Here is a 15,874-nt window from a genome sequence, read left to right on the forward strand (position 1 = left end):
AGATATCCAGGAATTTAAGTTGAAGCATTGACAAGAGGCAAGCGGTTGCATAGCCTGATGTGATCTAGGAGCCAACCCCCTCCGAAAGGTCCCAAAACCTTATGACCGACAACGATGTCGCTGTGGTGCGCCCGAAGCAGCGCAGCTCGGGAGCACCCCCCGGGCCCGCCGCCGCAGCGCCCTCTCCGGGCCCGGACCGGGCCCGCAGGAGAAACGGCGGGTCCATCCGCTCCCGCGAGCGATGGGCCGCACTGAGTTTCCTGTCGCCATGGCTGATCGGCCTCCTGGCCATCACCATCGGCCCCATGATCGCCTCGTTCTATCTCTCGTTCACCGACTACAGCCTCGGCTACGGCGAATGGGTCGGCGGCGAGAACTACGCGCGGATGCTCGACGACCCGCGACTGGCCAACGCAATCAAGGTCACCGCGGTCTACACCTTCGTGTCAGTGCCCCTGCAGCTGGCCGCCGCGCTGCTCCTCGCGATCGTCCTCGACCGGGGCCTGCGCGGCATGGCCTTCTACCGCTCGATCTTCTACCTGCCCTCGCTGCTCGGCGGCTCCGTCGCCATCGCGATCATGTGGCGGCAGGTCTTCGGCACCGAAGGCCTCGTCAACCAGGTCCTCGCCATCTTCGGCATCCAAGGCGAAGGCTGGGTCTCCCACCCCGACTACGCCCTCGGAACCCTGATCATCCTGCACGTGTGGACCTTCGGCTCACCGATGATCATCTTCCTCGCCGGCCTGCGGCAGATCCCCACCATGTACTACGAGGCCGCCGCCATCGACGGCGCAGGAGTGCTGCGGCGGTTCTGGAGCGTCACCCTGCCGCTCCTGACCCCCATCATCTTCTTCAACCTCGTCCTGCAGATCATCAACTCGTTCCAGTCCTTCACGCAGGCGTTCATCATCTCCAGCGGCAAGGGCGGCCCGGCCGACTCCACGATGTTCCTGACGCTGTACCTCTACGACCAGGGCTTCACCCAGTTCGACATGGGCTACGCCTCGGCCATCGCCTGGCTCCTGCTGGCCATCATCGCGATCTTCACCGCGCTCAACTTCCTCATGTCGAAATTCTGGGTGTTCTATGGCGACAATGACTGAGACCAAGGCCCCGGCCCCGACCCGCCGCCGCGCCGAGCGCAGCGTCGCCGCAGTCGGACTCCGCCGCTTCGTCTTCCACCTGGTGCTGATCGTCGCGGCGATGATCATGATCTACCCGCTGCTGTGGATGCTCTCGGCCAGCCTCAAACCGATCGACGAGATCTTCGCCGACCCCGGTCTCCTCCCGTCCAGCTGGGAATGGGGCAACTACGCGGAGGGCTGGAACGCCCTGCCGCACCCGTTCGAGAAGTACATCTGGAACTCGATGCTCATCGTGGCGGGCTCCATCATCGGCAACCTGGTGTCCTGCTCCATGGCCGCCTACGCCTTCGCCCGGCTCCGGTTCCCCATGCGCGGCATGCTCTTCGCGGTCATGCTCGGCACCATCATGCTGCCGATCCACGTCGTGATCATCCCGCAGTACATCCTGTTCAACAACCTCGGCTGGGTCGACACCTTCTGGCCCCTCATCGTGCCGAAGCTCCTGGCGACCGACGCGTTCTTCGTGTTCCTCATGGTCCAGTTCATCCGCGGCCTGCCGCGGGAACTCGACGAGGCCGCCTCGATCGACGGCTGCGGCTACTGGGGCACCTACCTGCGCATCATCATGCCGCTGTGCATGCCGGCGCTGGCGACCACTGCCATCTTCACGTTCATCTGGACCTGGAACGACTTCTACTCGCAGCTGATCTACCTGCGCGACGTCGACCTCCAGACCGTGCCGCTGGCGCTGCGACTGTTCATGGACTCGACGGGGACCACCAACTGGGGCGCCCTCTTCGCCATGTCTATTGTGGCTCTTGGCCCCATCTTCGGATTCTTCCTCGCCGGCCAGCGCTACCTCGTCAGGGGTATCGCCACGACCGGCATCAAATAAACCGGCAAACAACCCTCACAAAGTCCTGAAAGGACCGAGACAATGAAGTCATCCAACCCCTCGGGCGTCTCTCGGAGAACGCTCGCCAAGGCCGGAATCTTCGGCGCCGCCGCCGCACCCCTCCTCGCGGCCTGTGGCAACGACGGCAACGGCGGCGGTGGCGAAGGCGACGGCGAACTGGACTTCTGGTGGTGGGGCTCGGACCCGCGCCACGAGTACACCCAGAAGATCGTCGACGCCTTCACCGCCGCCAACGAAGGCATCACGATCAAGCCCAGCCCGAACGAGTTCGACGCCTACTGGGACGCCCTGAACGTCTCGGTGTCGGGCAACAACGCGCCCGACGTCCTCCAGCAGGACGAGCGGTACCTGCGCGACTACGCGGACAAGAACGCCCTGCTGCCCCTCGACGACATCGGCATCGACCTGTCGAAGATCGAGGAGGGCACCCTCCAGACCGGTCAGCTCGACGGCGAGACCTACGGCATCGCCACCGGTGTGAACGCGATGTCCCTGCTGGTGAACCCGGCATTGGTGACGGCGGCGGGCGTGGCCATGCCCGACGACAAGACCTGGTCCTGGGCGGACTTCTCGCAGTTCATCACCGACCTGTCGGCGAAGGGCGACGCGATCGGCAACTCGGCGATCTCCTTCAGCAACGAGTCGCTGTTCAACATCTTCGCGCGCCAGAAGGGCGAGAGCCTCTACACCGCGGACGGGAAGCTCGGCTTCACCGAGGCCACCATGAACGAGTGGTGGCAGATGGTCGTCGACCTGCGCGACGCCGGGGCGATCCCCGAGGCGAGCAAGATCGTCGAGGCCTTCGCCGCGGGCCAGGACCAGGCGCCGCTGGCGACCGGCACCGGCGTCACGGAGTTCTACTGGACCAACCAGATCGGCGCGATCCAGTCCGTGCTCGGTTCGGACCTGGTCCTGCTGCGCGTCCCGGGCGAGAGCACCGGCACCCAGCCGGGCCTGTACTTGAAGTCGGCCATGTACTGGTCGATCTCGCGGACCACCTCGGACCAGGCCGCCGCCGCGAAGCTGGTGGACTTCCTGATCAACGACGACGCGTCGCTGGACCTCATGCTCGGTGACCGGGGCGTGCCCTCGAACACCGCGCAGCGCGACCGGATCCTGCCGAACCTCCCGGCGGACCAGAAGCTCGGCGCCGACTTCATCGCGGCGATCACCCCCGAGCTCGCCGAGGGCCCGCCGGTGCCGCCGGTCGGCTCGGGCGGCGCCGCGGACATCATGCTCGGCGTGTTCGAGTCGATGATCTTCGGCGACGTCACCGTCGAGGACAGCACCAAGTCGTTCATCGAGCAGCTGAACGCCGCGATTGGCGCTTAGAGTGACTTGCATTTCACTCTGAGTGAGGTATGCTAAAGGTCGAAGGGCGAACTTGCAAGAGTCCGCCCTTCCTCTATGCCCGGAGCAGGCCCGGGCGAAAGCGACACGACGTGACAACCCATCCGTGACCGACGTCGATTGCCGCTCCTCCCGGCACCTCCGTATCATTGGTAGGATGACCAGCCAGTTCGTGCTCACGCTCTCGTGCCCCGACCGCCTCGGCATCGTGTACGCCGTCTCGGGTTTCCTGACCCGCCGCGACGCCAACATCGAGGACTCCCAGCAATTCTCCGAGCACGGATCCGGCCGCTTCTTCATGCGCGTGGAGTTCAACACCGCAGCGCAGCGCGACGAGCTGGCCGTGGGCTTCACCGAGGTCGCCCGTGAATTCGACATGGACTGGCAGCTCCACGACCGCGCCGTCAAGCGCCGCGTCCTCATCATGGCCTCCAAGCAGGGCCACTGCCTCAACGACCTGCTGTACCGCTTCCGCATCGGCGCCCTGCACGGCGAGGCCGCCGCGGTCGTCTCGAACCACCCCGACTGGGCCGACCTCGCCGCCTCCTCGGGCGTGCCGTTCCACTACCTTCCCGTCGGCCCCGAGGGCAAGGCCGCGCAGGAGCAGCGGATCCTCGACATCATCGAGGAGGAGCGCATCGACACGGTGGTCCTGGCCCGCTACATGCAGATCCTCTCCTCGGACTTCTGCGCCAAGCTCCCGGGGAAGATCCTCAACATCCACCACTCGTTCCTGCCGAGCTTCAAGGGCGCCAAGCCCTACCACCAGGCGCACGACCGCGGTGTCAAGCTCATCGGCGCGACCTGCCACTACGTGACCGCCGATCTCGACGAGGGCCCCATCGTCGAGCAGGAGGTCGCCCGCGTCGACCACGCGCACAGCCCCGAGGAGCTCGTGGCCGCCGGACGCGACCTCGAATCGACCTGCCTCGCCCGCGGTCTGGCCGCCCACCTGGACGACCGCGTCATCATCAACGGCACCAAGACGGTGGTTTTCCGTTAGCGGATAATGACCTCCGTGACTGACCTAAGCGAGATCGTGCTCCTGGGGTCCACCGGCTCCATCGGGACTCAGGCCATCGACATCGTCCGCGCGAACCCCGACCGCTTCCGCGTCGTCGGCATCGGCGCGGGCGGCGGCAATCCGGCGCTCCTGGCCGAGCAGGCGATCGAACTGGGGGTCGACGTCGTCGCGGTCGCCGACGCCAAGTCCGTCGAGGACGTCCAGCTCCGGCTGTTCGCCGCCGCCACCAAGGCGGGCTGGACCTCCGGCGACGCCCGGATTCCGAAGCTCATCGCCGGGCGCAGGGCCATGACCGAGCTCGCCGCCTGGCCCTGCGACACCGTCCTGAACGGCATCAACGGCTCCATCGGCCTCGAACCGACGCTCGCCGCCCTCAAAGCCGGACGCCAAGTGGCCCTTGCCAACAAGGAGTCGCTCGTCGCCGGCGGCCCGCTGGTGCGCGAGCTCGCGAAGCCCGGCCAGCTCGTGCCGGTCGACTCCGAGCACTCCGCGCTCGCCCAGTGCCTGCGTTCGGGCGCCATGGAACGCGTCGCGAAACTCATCCTCACCGCCTCGGGCGGTCCCTTCCGCGGCAAGAACCGCGAGCAGCTCGCCGAGGTCACGGTCGACCAGGCCCTCGCCCACCCCACGTGGGCCATGGGCCCGGTCGTCACCATCAACTCCGCGACCATGGTGAACAAGGCCCTCGAAGTGATCGAGGCCCACGAGCTCTTCGGCGTCGACTACGAGCGGCTAGAGGTCGTGGTCCACCCGCAGTCGGTGATCCACTCGATGGTCGAGTTCACCGACGGCTCCACCATCGCCCAGGCCTCTCCGCCCGACATGCGCCTGCCGATCGGGCACGCCCTCGCCTGGCCCGACCGCCTCCCCGGTTCCGCCAAGCCCGTCGACTGGACGAAGGCCGCCGACTGGCACTTCGAGCCGCTCGACGAGACCGCCTTCCCGGCGGTCGCCCTCGCCAAGGCCGCCGGGCGCGCCGGCGGTCTCATGCCCGCCGTCTACAACGCCGCCAACGAGGAAGCCGTCGCCGCCTTCCGCGACGGGCGGCTCCCGTTCCTCGGCATCGTCGACACCATCGAGGCCGTCCTCGCCGCCAGTCCGGAGTTCGGGCGACCCTCCAGTGTCGCAGACGTACTCGAGGCGGAGAACTGGGCGCGTGCGTGCGCCCGGCGGCTAGTGTTGGACGCGTCCGAGCGTTAGAAGGAGACCGACTTGCTGGCCTATATCACCGGGATCGTCCTGTTCGCGTTGGCGATCCTCATTTCCGTGAGCCTGCACGAATTCGGCCACATGCTCACGGCCAAGGGCTTCGGCATGAAGGTCACCCGCTACTTCGTGGGCTTCGGCCCCACCCTGTGGTCGTTCCACAAGGGCGAGACCGAATACGGCCTCAAGGGCATCCCGCTCGGCGGCTTCGTCAAGATCGTCGGCATGACGCCGCTCGAGGAGGACGAGGAGGAGATCACCGAGGCGGACAGGAAGCGGGTCTTCTGGCGCAAGCCCCTGTGGCAGCGCACCGTGGTGCTCGCGGCCGGTTCGATCACCCACTTCATCCTCGGCTTCGTCGCCCTGTGGATCCTCGTCTCCTTCGTCGGCATCGGGCTCAACCCCGCCTATGCCGAAGCGGCCGCCGCGTCCGAGGACCGCGTCGCCGTCGAGGTCGCCCAATGCGTGGCCTCCACCGACACCGAAGCGACCACCGGGGACTGCCCCGAAGGCCAGATCGAGGGCCCGGCGTACGCCGCCGGGATCGCGAACGGCGACGAGATCACCTCCGTCGGCGGGACCGCCGTCACCGACTGGGACTCCCTCGTCGCCACCGTCTCCGAGCTGACCCCCAACGAGCCGGTCGCCGTCACCGTCGACCACGACGGCACCGCGAAGACCGTCGAGGTCACCCCCTACGCTGCCGAGGCCGAGAACGCGGACGGCGAGATCGAGACCGTGGCCCGCCTGGGCGTCGTCGTCTACGTCGACCCGGCGATTCCCTACGCCGCCTCCGGCGTGGGCCCCATCGACGGCATCGGCGACACCTTCACCACCACCGGCGACATGTTCAAAGAGACGTTCATCGCCCTCGGCCAGCTGCCCTCGAAGATCCCGCCGCTGTGGGACTCGATCTGGGGCGGCGAGCGCGGTGACGACACCCCCGTGAGCGTCGTCGGCGCCTCGCGACTGGGCGGCGAGATGGTCCAGTACGACCAGTGGGCCATGTTCGTCATGCTGCTGGTGGTCCTGAACTACTTCATCGGCATCTTCAACCTGTTGCCGCTCTTGCCGATGGACGGCGGACACATCGCCATCGCCTGGTACGAGAAGGTCCGCTCCTGGGTGGCGGCCAAGCGCGGCCGCCCCGACCCGGGGCGTGTTGACTACATGAAGCTCATGCCGCTGACTTACGCTGTCATCGTCCTCCTGGGCGGCTTCATGCTGCTGACGATCACCGCTGACATCGTCAACCCGATCACTATCTTCAATTAACCCGCGAATCTAGGTGGAAACTAGCCACATGACCGCAGTGAACCTCGGTATCCCCACCAAGCGCCACGACCACGAGATCGAGCCGCTCGCCCCGCGCCGCCTCACGCGGCAGCTCAACGTCGGCGGCGTGCTCGTGGGCGGTGGCGCGCCCATCAGCGTCCAGTCGATGACCACCACCCGGACCTCGGACATCGGCGCGACGCTGCAGCAGATCGCCGAGCTCACCGCCACCGGCTGCAACATCGTGCGCGTCGCGTGTCCCACCCAGGACGACGCCGACGCGCTCAAGATCATCGCCAAGCAGTCGCAGATCCCGGTCATCGCGGACATCCACTTTCAGCCGAAGTACGTCTTCGCGGCCATCGACGCCGGCTGCGCCGCCGTGCGCGTCAACCCCGGCAACATCAAGCAGTTCGACGACCGCGTGGGGGAGATCGCCAAGGCCGCGAAGGACGCCGGGACGCCGATCCGGATCGGCGTCAACGCCGGCTCGCTCGACAAGCGCCTGCTCAAGAAGTACGGCAAGGCCACTCCGGAGGCGCTGGTCGAGTCCGCGCTGTGGGAGGCCTCGCTGTTCGAGGAGCACGACTTCCGCGACATCAAGATCTCCGTCAAGCACAACGACCCGGTCGTGATGATCAAGGCCTACCGGCTTCTGTCCCAGCAGTGCGAGTACCCGCTGCACCTGGGCGTCACGGAGGCCGGGCCCGCCTTCCAGGGCACCATCAAGTCCGCCGCCGCGTTCGGCGCGCTGCTCGCCGAGGGCATCGGCGACACCATCCGCGTCTCCCTCTCGGCCCCGCCGGTCGAGGAGGTCAAGGTGGGCAACCAGATCCTGGAGTCCATGGGCCTCAAGGAACGCGGACTCGAGATCGTCTCGTGCCCTTCGTGCGGCCGCGCCCAGGTGGACGTGTACACGCTCGCCGAGCAGGTCACCGCCGGGCTCGAGGGCCTGCCCGTGCCGCTGCGTGTCGCGGTCATGGGCTGCGTCGTCAACGGCCCCGGCGAGGCCCGCGAGGCCGACCTGGGCGTCGCGAGCGGCAACGGCAAGGGCCAGATCTTCGTCAAGGGCGAGGTCATCCGCACCGTGCCGGAGTCGCAGATCGTCGAGACCCTCATCGAGGAGGCCATCAAGCTGGCCGAGGCGATGGGCGCGGACCTGCCCGAGGAGCTCAAGGGCCTCGCGGGTCCGGTCGTCCAAGTCCACTGACCCGAGTGTCGGATCGCCGACTCACCGTCGGCGGTCCGGTCGCTACGCTGGTGCGCAGTGGCAGTTGAAGGCGCTCCGGAACCCCCTGAAATCCGACATCACGCTCATCTTGTGCGATATTCCACAAACGTGACTCGATGGGATTCCGCTCGTCCGCCGTTCGGCGCCCCGCATAATGACTTCCGTGCGAGTCCAGCGCAGCTCGACGGCTGCGTCCGCGAAAGGGGAGCGACCGGCATGGGGAAGATCGAACGACAGATTTCCGAGGGCGTCACCAAGTACTACTGGTACCCCGGCGAGAAGATCGACTGGATCAGGGGCGCGCTCACGCTTCTCGGGGGCGGCCTGCTCTTCGTCTTGATCTACGTCGTCACCAAGAACAGCCTCATCGCCGCGGTCGTCGCGGGCACCGCCGTGCAGGCGGTCGTCGGCGCTTACCTCGGCCGCCGGGACGCCGCCGGGCTCTCCGAGTTCCACGACCCTGCCTCCGAGCGCCGCGAAGCCGTCATCGACGGCACCCGCGCCGCCTGGCGCGGTACGCTCCAAGGCCTGCTGTGCGCCGGTTCGGCCATGCTCGTGCTCAACATGCCGCACCAGGGCTTCCTCGCCGACTGGGTGCTGCCGTTCGTGCCCTCGATCATCGGCGCGCTCGCCCACTCGGGCGGCATGCTCTGGGAGCGGCTCGCCCAGGAGGTCGGCGGCGATGACGCGATGGCCGCGGCCGCCGAGTCCGACGCCGAGGAACCCACCAAGGAACTCGAAGCCGCGTAACACGATTCTCGCAAGGCCCGCAGCCGCCCGAAAGGGGTTGCGGGCCTTCGTGTGCGCGGGGGGATTAGGTTGGTGAGCCGACGCGGGGCGACTGCACGCCGCCTGGGTTGGACAGGCGGGGCGCTCGACCGCGGGAGGTGTCGTACACCGCGCGTCCGGCCGGAGCCGAGCCGCGGAACTCCGCAGGAGCCGCGCCCCGCGTCGGCTCGGTAAGTGAGGCCTTCGTGGGGTCCCGGCCTGCCGCCTTTTTGGTGAGCCTGAGCAGGGCTCGGTGCGGCGCGCCGGTGATCCCAGAATGCTGCTTGCCGAGGAGAAACACAAGAGGTTTTCGCCGCGGCCGAGCCGCTTTCTCGGCGTCTACTCCGTAACGGAGCCGTACCGTTCGCGCTCGCCGCTCGGGCTAGGCTTGCCGGATGAATTCCCGTCCCGCGCTGCGCCCAGGCAGGCAGAGCCCCCGCAGGAGCGTCCCCGAAACCATCGAGCGGCCCGAGTACGTCGGCAAGCCCGCGCCTTCGCCGTTCCACGGCTCCGAGGTCAAGGACGCCGAGACCATCGAGCGGATGCGGATCGCCGGACGCATCGCCGCAGACGCCCTGGAGACCGTGGGCAAGGCCGTCGCCCCCGGCGTCACCACCGACGAGCTCGACCGCGTCGTCCACGAGTACCTGTGCGACCTCGGCGCCTACCCCTCGACCCTCGGCTACCGCGGCTACCCGAAGTCCTGCTGCACCTCGCTCAACGAGGTCATCTGCCACGGCATCCCCGACTCCACGGTGGTGCAGGACGGCGACATCGTCAATGTCGACATCACCGCCTTCATCGGCGGCGTCCACGGCGACTGCAACGCCACCTTCCTCGCCGGGGACGTCTCCCAGGAGGCCCGCGACCTCGTGGAGCGCACCTGGACGGCCACGTGGCGCGGCATCAAGGCCGTCAAGCCCGGCCGCCAGCTCAATGTGGTCGGCAAGGTCATCGAGGGCTACGCGAACCGCTTCGGCTACGGCGTGGTCCGCCAGTTCACCGGCCACGGCATCGGCACCGCGTTCCACTCCGGCCTCTACGTGCCGCACTACGACAACCCGAGCCTCGAAGTCGAGATCGAGACCGGCATGACCTTCACGATCGAGCCGATGATCAACCTCGGCACCGCCGACCACGAGATGTGGGCCGACGACTGGACCGCCGTCACCCGCGACGGAAAGTGGACCGCCCAGTTCGAGCACACCCTGCTCGTGACCGACGACGGCTTCGAGGTCCTCACCATGCCCTCCAGCGGCATCCCGGCCGGCACCCCCGAAGGCAAGGGCTGACTCCACGAGCGGGCAAAAGGCCCCAGCACGAATGTGCTGGGGCCCTTCGCATCCTTGGAGGGTTACGTCAGTCGACGCTCGCTGGGGAGCTTCGCCTTGGTGAACACCAGGGCGCCGATCGCGGCGATGGCCGGGACGGCCACCAGCATGATCGCGAAGTTCACCCACGGCAGTTCCCAGGTGTAGAGCACCTCGAACGGGTAAGTGTTCATCAAGGGCCGGTTGAGAGCCTGCCGGATGAGGGCGTACCCGATGATCCCGGCTATCGTGCCGAGCGTGGCGCCGAACATCGCGATCATGATGGTCTGCCACATCGCGAACCGCTTGCGCAGCCCCGGCGCCGCGCCGACCGCGCCGAGCGTGGTCATGTCGCCGCGCTGCTCGGCGATGATGAGCCCGGTGGAGACCGCCGTCGAGCCGAGCGTGATGAGCGCGCACAGTGCTGACACGGCCAGCAACATGTAGAACGAGCCGAGATCGGTGTAGTCGGTGACGCTGAAATTCGCTGCGACGGTGCCGTCGGCGATGTCGGCGTTCATGTCCGCCGAAATGGCCTGGTCGAGCGCGTCGTCGACGACGGTGGAGGACTCCACGAAGTACTGCCGACTCCATTCTGACTCGATCATGCCGAGCTGCTCGGCGGCACCAGGGCTGAGGAGGATCCCGGCAGAGCCCAGCAGGCCCTTGTCGACGGCCATCGCGGGCAGTGCGACCTCGTGCCGCACCGGTTCGCTCTCCTCGCCGGTCTCCTCGTCGAAGGTGCTGAGCAGCTGCTCGAAGACCACAGTGCCCTCGTCAGTGAGCGCCAGCGGATCCGAAGTGAGGATGCCGCCGTCCTCCAGCACCGCCAACGCCGCGTCGAGCTCGCTGCCTTCGAGCTCGCTATAGGCCGAGACCACATCCCGATCGCTCGAAGTGGGAACCTCGTACAAACCGTCGCCCGTGTAGCTGACGATCTCGTCGCAGTTGGGGTCCTCCCTGGCCGCGATCAAGGCCTCCCGGTTCTCCGCTTCGGTCTCCGGGGCGGCCCTCCAGTACGAGCAGACGTTCTCCTCCGGCCTGATCGGCGTCACACTGCAGTAGGCGTTCTCCGGGTCGGAGCCCTCCGCATCCTGACCGCAGGTGGGACTGGGATCGAACAGCGAGATCTTGGTGAGTTCCAGGTCGGAGAGGTGGACGCCGAGCCTCGCCTCGGATTCGGCGATCCCCTCTTCCCAAGCGGGCTCGCCGATCAGCTCTCCGGTCTCCGGGTCCCAATCGGCGTTGTTGTACAGGGTCAGCGTGAGGGCCCCCTGCGGCAGCGTGTGCGCCTCAAGGGATTCGCCTCGTACATTGTTGGCGGCGAGGATCATGCTGAAGGCCATGCCGGCCGCGACGACGCCCAGGACCGCGGCGATGGCCGGGGCGGCCGAACCGCGGTTGCGACCGGCCTCCCGCAGCGCCATGCGCGGTGCCAGCGGCAGCCAGCGGCCGAGTCGCGCCGTCAGCGCGAGCAGCGCCGGCGTGCAGGCGACCAGGCCCAATTGCAGCAGGACGATCGCGCTCGCCATGAGCGGCATGCTCCAGATGGTGATGCCCCCGAAGCCCGCGGCGACGCCGGCCCCGACCATGACCAGGCCGATCACCAGCCAGCGCTTCGAGCCCTTGCGGCCGGGCGTGCGGCCCATGAGGGCCGCGACCACGTTGATGCGCGAAGCGCTGATCGCGGCGGCGAGGGCCGAGAGCAGCCCGGTGCCGAGAGCGACGCCGACGAGCGCCGCCTGCAGCCACGGCAGCACCCGCAGTCCGGGGGTGCGGTAGCCGACGATCTGCTCCAGCCACGGCATGCCCACGGCGACCAGCGCGATGCCGAGGGCGACTGCGACGAAGGCCGCTATGAGCCCGAACAGCACGCCTCCGGCCAGGACCGTGGCCCTGATCTGCCTGGGGGTCGCGCCCGTGGCGCTCATGAGGGCGAACTCGCGGGTGCGCCGCCGCGCGCTGATCGCGAAGGCGGGACCCGCCAGGAGTACGACCTCCATGATCACGGCCACCACGATGAGCACGTAGATGGTGATCATCGCTTCGTCTACATAGGCTTCGGTGTAGCCGTACTCGGCGGGGATCGTCGCCGGGCGGTCGATCAGCGAGGTCGCCCACACGCTCATGCCGATCTCGTTGAGCTTCAGCGCGTCGTCGTAGGTGAGCTCCTCGGGGGTGTCCAGCAGCCACCCATCGGAGGTGTCGGGGAAGAACGAGGCGATCGCGAAGCGGCCGTTGATGTCCCACGGGATCTCGATGATCCCGCTGACCTCGAACTCCTCAGTGGAGGAACCGTTCGCCATGGTGACGGTGTCGCCGACGCCCGCCTCCAGGTATTTGGCCGCCTCATCGCTGAGGGCCACCTCGTCCCGGATCGGAGCCGAGCCCTCGAGGAACTCCAGCCCGGCGGCCCCGTAGGCCGGATCGCTCAAGTCGTAGCCGAGCAGCTCGAGATCGCCGAGCCCGTCGGGGGTCTCGACCTGGGCCGACTCCCGCTCGCCGTCGATGTTGTACGGGGTGATCCGCGACCCCAACGGGAGCGAGGCGAGAATCTGCTGATCGGAGAGCGACCCCGGCGGGTCCTCCGTCAACGCCTCGTCGTCCGTCGGCTCGGTCCACGCCCACTGCGTGTCCCACTCGTACTGGTTGATCGCCTGGCCCGGGTAGTCGGCGCGGAGGAACGCGTCGTTCTCGCCGATGTGCTGGACCACCGTCTCCTCTGGAGACAGCGTCGTCGTGTCGTAGGCGCTCGCGCCGATGGCGACGCCCAGGAGCGGGAGTCCCAGCAGGGTGATCGACAGAACCGATCTGCCCTTGTAACGCAGCGCCTCGCGGCGCGCGATGCGGAAGGCCAGTCGCTGAGTCGCGAACATCAAGCGGCCCCTTCAAGGAGCGTCTCGGCCCCGGCCAGCGGCGCCGACGAGTCGACGATGCGGCCGTCCCGCAGGAACACCACCCGGTCCGCCCAACCCGCGTGCCGTGCGTCGTGCGTGACGAGCAGGCCCGCCGCGCCCGCGTCCACGCGACGGCGCAGCAGCTTCAGCACCTCTTCACCGGTCGCGGAGTCCAGCGCCCCGGTCGGCTCGTCGGCGAGCACGAGCCGCCGGTCGCCGATGAGCGCCCGCGCGATCGCGACGCGCTGCGCCTGCCCGCCCGAGATCTCGTCGGGGAAGCGGTCGGCCTGCTTCACATCGAGCCCGACCTCCTCCAGCGCGGCGAGCGCCAGCTTGCGCGCCTTGCCCGCCGCGAGCCCGTCGAGTTCGAGCGGCAGGGCCGCGTTCTCGGCCGCCGTCAGGCTCGGCACCAGGTTGTAGTCCTGGAACACGTACCCGACGCTGCGCCGCCGCAGCGCCGCCAGCTTCTTCTTGTTCAGCGAAGCGAGGACGGTGCCCTCGACGAGGACCTCGCCTGAGGTCGGGGCGTCGAGCCCCCCGGCGAGGTTGAGCAGTGTGGACTTGCCGGACCCCGAGGGGCCCATGATGGCGACGAGTTCGCCCTCTTTGATCGTGAGGTCGGCGTCGACGAGGGCGTGGACGGCGTTCTCGCCGGTGCCGTGGACACGGCTCACGCCTTTGAGGTGCAGGACGGTCATGGGGGGTACCGTTTTTCTCTCAGTTGGTTCGGAAGGTGTGCAGTTCAGGGTTCGCTTCGGCCGAGTCCGGCTCGCCGACTGCGAAAGGGGACGGTGTCGGCAGATCGGCTCGGGCCACGACGGCCTCCGTGTGGTCGAGCCAGCGGATCTCGGCCTCGGCGCGGAAGATCATGGACTCCAGTACCAGGCGCCAGGCCAGCTCTGCGTGCTCCTCCGCCAACTTGAGCCGCGTGTATTCCTGCAGCAGGCGCAGGGTCGCCCCCCGCTGCCGCTGGATGACGTCCGCTACGTCCACCCCCGGCGTGGTCACCGCCAGGGCCAGCTTGATCGTGAGCTCGTCCCGGGGCCGGTCGGCGGCCTGGACCGGCGAGGCGAACCAGCCCGCCAGGTGGTGGCGGCCCGTCTCGGTGATCCGGTAGGGGCGCTGGCCGGAGTCGTTCTCCGGCATGGCCTCGACGAGCGCGTCGCGTTCGAGCCGGTTGAGGGTGGTGTAGACCTGTCCTATATTGAGTGGCCAGGTGTTGCCCGTGGCGCTCTCGAAGGCGGCCCGCAGTTGGTAGCCGTACGCGGGTCCCCGTTCGAGCAGCGCCAGGAGGCTGTGTTTGACGCTCATGCGCAACCTCGTATCGCTACTTGTCCTCTTCATGTGAAGAGATACCGAGTATGGCATAACAGGTATGCATAGCGGGGATACAGGGTATGGCAATTCGGTGGCGCGCAGGTGAGAGCGGCGGTCTCCTACTCCGGGCGGCCCGGCCAGGGGTCGGCGACGGACTGGCCGATGCCGAGCCGCCAGCGGGCCAGGGTGACCGCCGATTCGCCGTACATGAGCAGGCACATCTCGCGCTCGTGCGGCTCGGTCGCGGCAACGCCGGCCCGCCAGGTGGCGGTCACGTTCTCCTCGATGGCGAGCAGCAGTTCCTGGGCCGCGGCGGCGTCCGCGACCGGGTCGATGTCGTAGCCCGCCTCGGGCGGGGCCGCTTCGAGCCCGTGCTCGTCGTAGAAGTCCAGGAGCGTGTCGCGGCGCGAACGGTGCGCCGCCTCGAGCTCCTCGGCGATCCAGCGCGGATCGCCGTCCAGGTGCACGGTCGCGGCGCTGTAGGCGTAGATCGCCGCGTACTCGGCGGCGAGGCCGGTGTCGACGACGGTCATGCGAGCACCGCCGCGTGGGCCGCGCGGCAGGCCGCGATCTCGCCGAGCAGCACGGCGTAGTCCGATTCGGTGGAGAGGCAGGCGCTGCCGGCCTCGCGGCTGGCCGCGGACTCGGCCTCGGCGAGGCCCGCGGTGTCGGCCGGGACCTCGGCGGTCTCCTCGGCGACCACATTGGGCCGCAGTAGTCGCTCCAAAGTGGCGACGTGGGTCAGGTGGTCTTCGGCGATCTCGCCGAATCCCAAGGCGTCGGCGGCCTGGGCCAGCGAGCGCGCGGTGCGGAGCGCGGTGGTGAGGTCCGCGTCTGACGTGATGATCTGCGCCGTCTCCCGGGTGCATCCGGCGGCCGTGAGAACGGCCGCCCCGACCAGGAGTCCGCGTCGGGTCGTGAACACCCACCCAGTTTCCCAGGCTGCCTTTCCATTCTGTCCTCGGGCGGTTAATCTCGGCCGAACAGGCAACTGGAGGGAAATGCGCATGGGTTCTGAGCGGCAAGCCGAAGTGGAGGCGATCGTGGCCCCGGCCGTCGCCGAGGCGGGTTACGACCTCGAAGGTCTGCAGGTCACCAAGGCCGGCCGGCGGCTGCTTGTTCGTGTCCTCGTCGACAAGGACGGTGGGATCAGTCTGGACGATGTGGCCGTTGTCTCCAAAGCCTGCTCGAGGGCTCTGGACGCGACGGAGTCCACGGGTGGGCCCTTCGCCGATGCCGCATATACCCTGGAAGTGTCCTCGCCAGGCGTGGACCGTCCGCTGACCGAGCCTCGGCACTGGCGGCGTAATATTGGGCGCTTGGTAGCCGTGCACATCGGGGAGGAGCCCGTCATCGGGCGCGTCACGGCCGCCAGCGAGCGGGGGATCGAACTAGAAGCCGACGGCGTGCGCCGCTCGGCTACCTATGCCGAGCTGGGGCCCGGCAAGGTGCAGATCGAGCTGAGATGAGCGTCTGCTCGAAGACGTGGCTCGCA

15 protein-coding genes are annotated in these 15,874 nt (G+C 68.1%); 10 read left to right on the forward strand and 5 right to left on the reverse strand.

Features of this window, described 5'->3' with window-relative positions:
- Positions 1 to 101 precede the first annotated feature (101 nt).
- The 9 genes from ACFO8M_RS21445 to map all read left to right on the forward strand — a co-directional run bounded on the left by ACFO8M_RS21445 (position 102) and on the right by map (position 10,147).
- Positions 102 to 1,103 carry a carbohydrate ABC transporter permease gene (locus tag ACFO8M_RS21445; RefSeq protein ID WP_387979361.1) on the forward strand — a complete coding sequence of 334 codons (1,002 nt, stop codon included), beginning with the start codon at positions 102 to 104 and terminating at the stop codon, positions 1,101 to 1,103.
- Positions 1,087 to 1,980 (forward strand): carbohydrate ABC transporter permease, encoded by an 894-nt coding sequence (locus tag ACFO8M_RS21450; RefSeq protein WP_387979363.1) that lies wholly within the window; start codon positions 1,087 to 1,089, stop codon positions 1,978 to 1,980. The genes ACFO8M_RS21445 and ACFO8M_RS21450 overlap by 17 nt, the downstream gene beginning before the upstream one ends.
- A 42-nt stretch (positions 1,981 to 2,022) precedes the next feature.
- Complete coding sequence (locus ACFO8M_RS21455) at positions 2,023 to 3,333, forward strand: ABC transporter substrate-binding protein (RefSeq protein ID WP_387979365.1); 1,311 nt, start codon at positions 2,023 to 2,025, stop codon at positions 3,331 to 3,333.
- 175 nt (positions 3,334 to 3,508) lie between these two features.
- Complete coding sequence (purU, locus tag ACFO8M_RS21460) at positions 3,509 to 4,354, forward strand: formyltetrahydrofolate deformylase (protein WP_387979367.1); 846 nt, start codon at positions 3,509 to 3,511, stop codon at positions 4,352 to 4,354.
- Between the two features lie 15 nt (positions 4,355 to 4,369).
- Positions 4,370 to 5,575 carry a 1-deoxy-D-xylulose-5-phosphate reductoisomerase gene (dxr, locus tag ACFO8M_RS21465; protein WP_387979369.1) on the forward strand — a complete coding sequence of 402 codons (1,206 nt, stop codon included), beginning with the start codon at positions 4,370 to 4,372 and terminating at the stop codon, positions 5,573 to 5,575.
- A 15-nt stretch (positions 5,576 to 5,590) separates the two neighbouring features.
- Complete coding sequence (locus ACFO8M_RS21470; protein ID WP_387980774.1) at positions 5,591 to 6,856, forward strand: M50 family metallopeptidase; 1,266 nt, start codon at positions 5,591 to 5,593, stop codon at positions 6,854 to 6,856.
- 28 nt (positions 6,857 to 6,884) lie between these two features.
- Entirely contained in the window at positions 6,885 to 8,066 is a 1,182-nt protein-coding gene (ispG, locus tag ACFO8M_RS21475; protein WP_387979371.1) for a flavodoxin-dependent (E)-4-hydroxy-3-methylbut-2-enyl-diphosphate synthase, read from the forward strand.
- Between the two features lie 237 nt (positions 8,067 to 8,303).
- Positions 8,304 to 8,837 carry a hypothetical protein gene (locus ACFO8M_RS21480; protein WP_387979373.1) on the forward strand — a complete coding sequence of 178 codons (534 nt, stop codon included), beginning with the start codon at positions 8,304 to 8,306 and terminating at the stop codon, positions 8,835 to 8,837.
- A gap of 413 nt (positions 8,838 to 9,250) precedes the next feature.
- Positions 9,251 to 10,147, forward strand: coding sequence for a type I methionyl aminopeptidase (gene map, locus ACFO8M_RS21485; RefSeq protein WP_387979375.1), 897 nt, complete (start codon positions 9,251 to 9,253; stop codon positions 10,145 to 10,147).
- A gap of 62 nt (positions 10,148 to 10,209) precedes the next feature.
- On the opposite strand, the gene ACFO8M_RS21490 is transcribed toward map, so the two are convergent.
- The 5 genes from ACFO8M_RS21490 to ACFO8M_RS21510 all read right to left on the reverse strand — a co-directional run bounded on the left by ACFO8M_RS21490 (position 10,210) and on the right by ACFO8M_RS21510 (position 15,304).
- Positions 10,210 to 13,041 (reverse strand): FtsX-like permease family protein, encoded by a 2,832-nt coding sequence (locus ACFO8M_RS21490; RefSeq protein WP_387979377.1) that lies wholly within the window; start codon positions 13,039 to 13,041, stop codon positions 10,210 to 10,212.
- On the reverse strand, positions 13,041 to 13,760 hold the full coding sequence (locus tag ACFO8M_RS21495; protein WP_387979379.1) for an ABC transporter ATP-binding protein: 720 nt from the start codon (positions 13,758 to 13,760) through the stop codon (positions 13,041 to 13,043). The genes ACFO8M_RS21490 and ACFO8M_RS21495 overlap by 1 nt, the downstream gene beginning before the upstream one ends.
- A gap of 19 nt (positions 13,761 to 13,779) precedes the next feature.
- Positions 13,780 to 14,373, reverse strand: coding sequence for a PadR family transcriptional regulator (locus ACFO8M_RS21500; protein WP_387979381.1), 594 nt, complete (start codon positions 14,371 to 14,373; stop codon positions 13,780 to 13,782).
- A 125-nt stretch (positions 14,374 to 14,498) separates the two neighbouring features.
- Positions 14,499 to 14,912: a DUF4439 domain-containing protein gene (locus tag ACFO8M_RS21505; RefSeq protein WP_387979383.1), complete on the reverse strand. Its 414-nt coding sequence runs from the start codon at positions 14,910 to 14,912 to the stop codon at positions 14,499 to 14,501.
- On the reverse strand, positions 14,909 to 15,304 hold the full coding sequence (locus ACFO8M_RS21510) for a hypothetical protein (RefSeq protein ID WP_387979385.1): 396 nt from the start codon (positions 15,302 to 15,304) through the stop codon (positions 14,909 to 14,911). The genes ACFO8M_RS21505 and ACFO8M_RS21510 overlap by 4 nt, the downstream gene beginning before the upstream one ends.
- 82 nt (positions 15,305 to 15,386) lie before the next feature.
- Here ACFO8M_RS21510 and rimP point away from each other — a divergent pair, with 82 nt between their 5' ends.
- Positions 15,387 to 15,848: a ribosome maturation factor RimP gene (rimP, locus tag ACFO8M_RS21515; RefSeq protein ID WP_387979387.1), complete on the forward strand. Its 462-nt coding sequence runs from the start codon at positions 15,387 to 15,389 to the stop codon at positions 15,846 to 15,848.
- Positions 15,849 to 15,874: the final 26 nt, after the last annotated feature.

Origin of the sequence: Glycomyces rhizosphaerae (assembly GCF_042647865.1) — a bacterium.
GTDB lineage: Bacteria > Actinomycetota > Actinomycetes > Mycobacteriales > Micromonosporaceae > Glycomyces > Glycomyces rhizosphaerae.

Excerpts from the sequence above, each read along its gene's own strand:
- ACFO8M_RS21445 (WP_387979361.1), top strand. The coding sequence starts at position 102 with ATGACCGACAACGATGTCGCTGTGGTGCGCCCGAAGCAGCGCAGCTCG.
- ACFO8M_RS21450 (WP_387979363.1), top strand. The coding sequence starts at position 1,087 with ATGGCGACAATGACTGAGACCAAGGCCCCGGCCCCGACCCGCCGCCGC.
- ACFO8M_RS21455 (WP_387979365.1), top strand. The coding sequence starts at position 2,023 with ATGAAGTCATCCAACCCCTCGGGCGTCTCTCGGAGAACGCTCGCCAAG.
- purU (WP_387979367.1), top strand. The coding sequence starts at position 3,509 with ATGACCAGCCAGTTCGTGCTCACGCTCTCGTGCCCCGACCGCCTCGGC.
- ispG (WP_387979371.1), top strand. The coding sequence starts at position 6,885 with ATGACCGCAGTGAACCTCGGTATCCCCACCAAGCGCCACGACCACGAG.
- ACFO8M_RS21480 (WP_387979373.1), top strand. The coding sequence starts at position 8,304 with ATGGGGAAGATCGAACGACAGATTTCCGAGGGCGTCACCAAGTACTAC.
- map (WP_387979375.1), top strand. The coding sequence starts at position 9,251 with ATGAATTCCCGTCCCGCGCTGCGCCCAGGCAGGCAGAGCCCCCGCAGG.
- ACFO8M_RS21490 (WP_387979377.1), bottom strand. The coding sequence starts at position 13,041 with ATGTTCGCGACTCAGCGACTGGCCTTCCGCATCGCGCGCCGCGAGGCG.
- ACFO8M_RS21495 (WP_387979379.1), bottom strand. The coding sequence starts at position 13,760 with ATGACCGTCCTGCACCTCAAAGGCGTGAGCCGTGTCCACGGCACCGGC.
- ACFO8M_RS21500 (WP_387979381.1), bottom strand. The coding sequence starts at position 14,373 with ATGAGCGTCAAACACAGCCTCCTGGCGCTGCTCGAACGGGGACCCGCG.
- ACFO8M_RS21505 (WP_387979383.1), bottom strand. The coding sequence starts at position 14,912 with ATGACCGTCGTCGACACCGGCCTCGCCGCCGAGTACGCGGCGATCTAC.
- rimP (WP_387979387.1), top strand. The coding sequence starts at position 15,387 with ATGGGTTCTGAGCGGCAAGCCGAAGTGGAGGCGATCGTGGCCCCGGCC.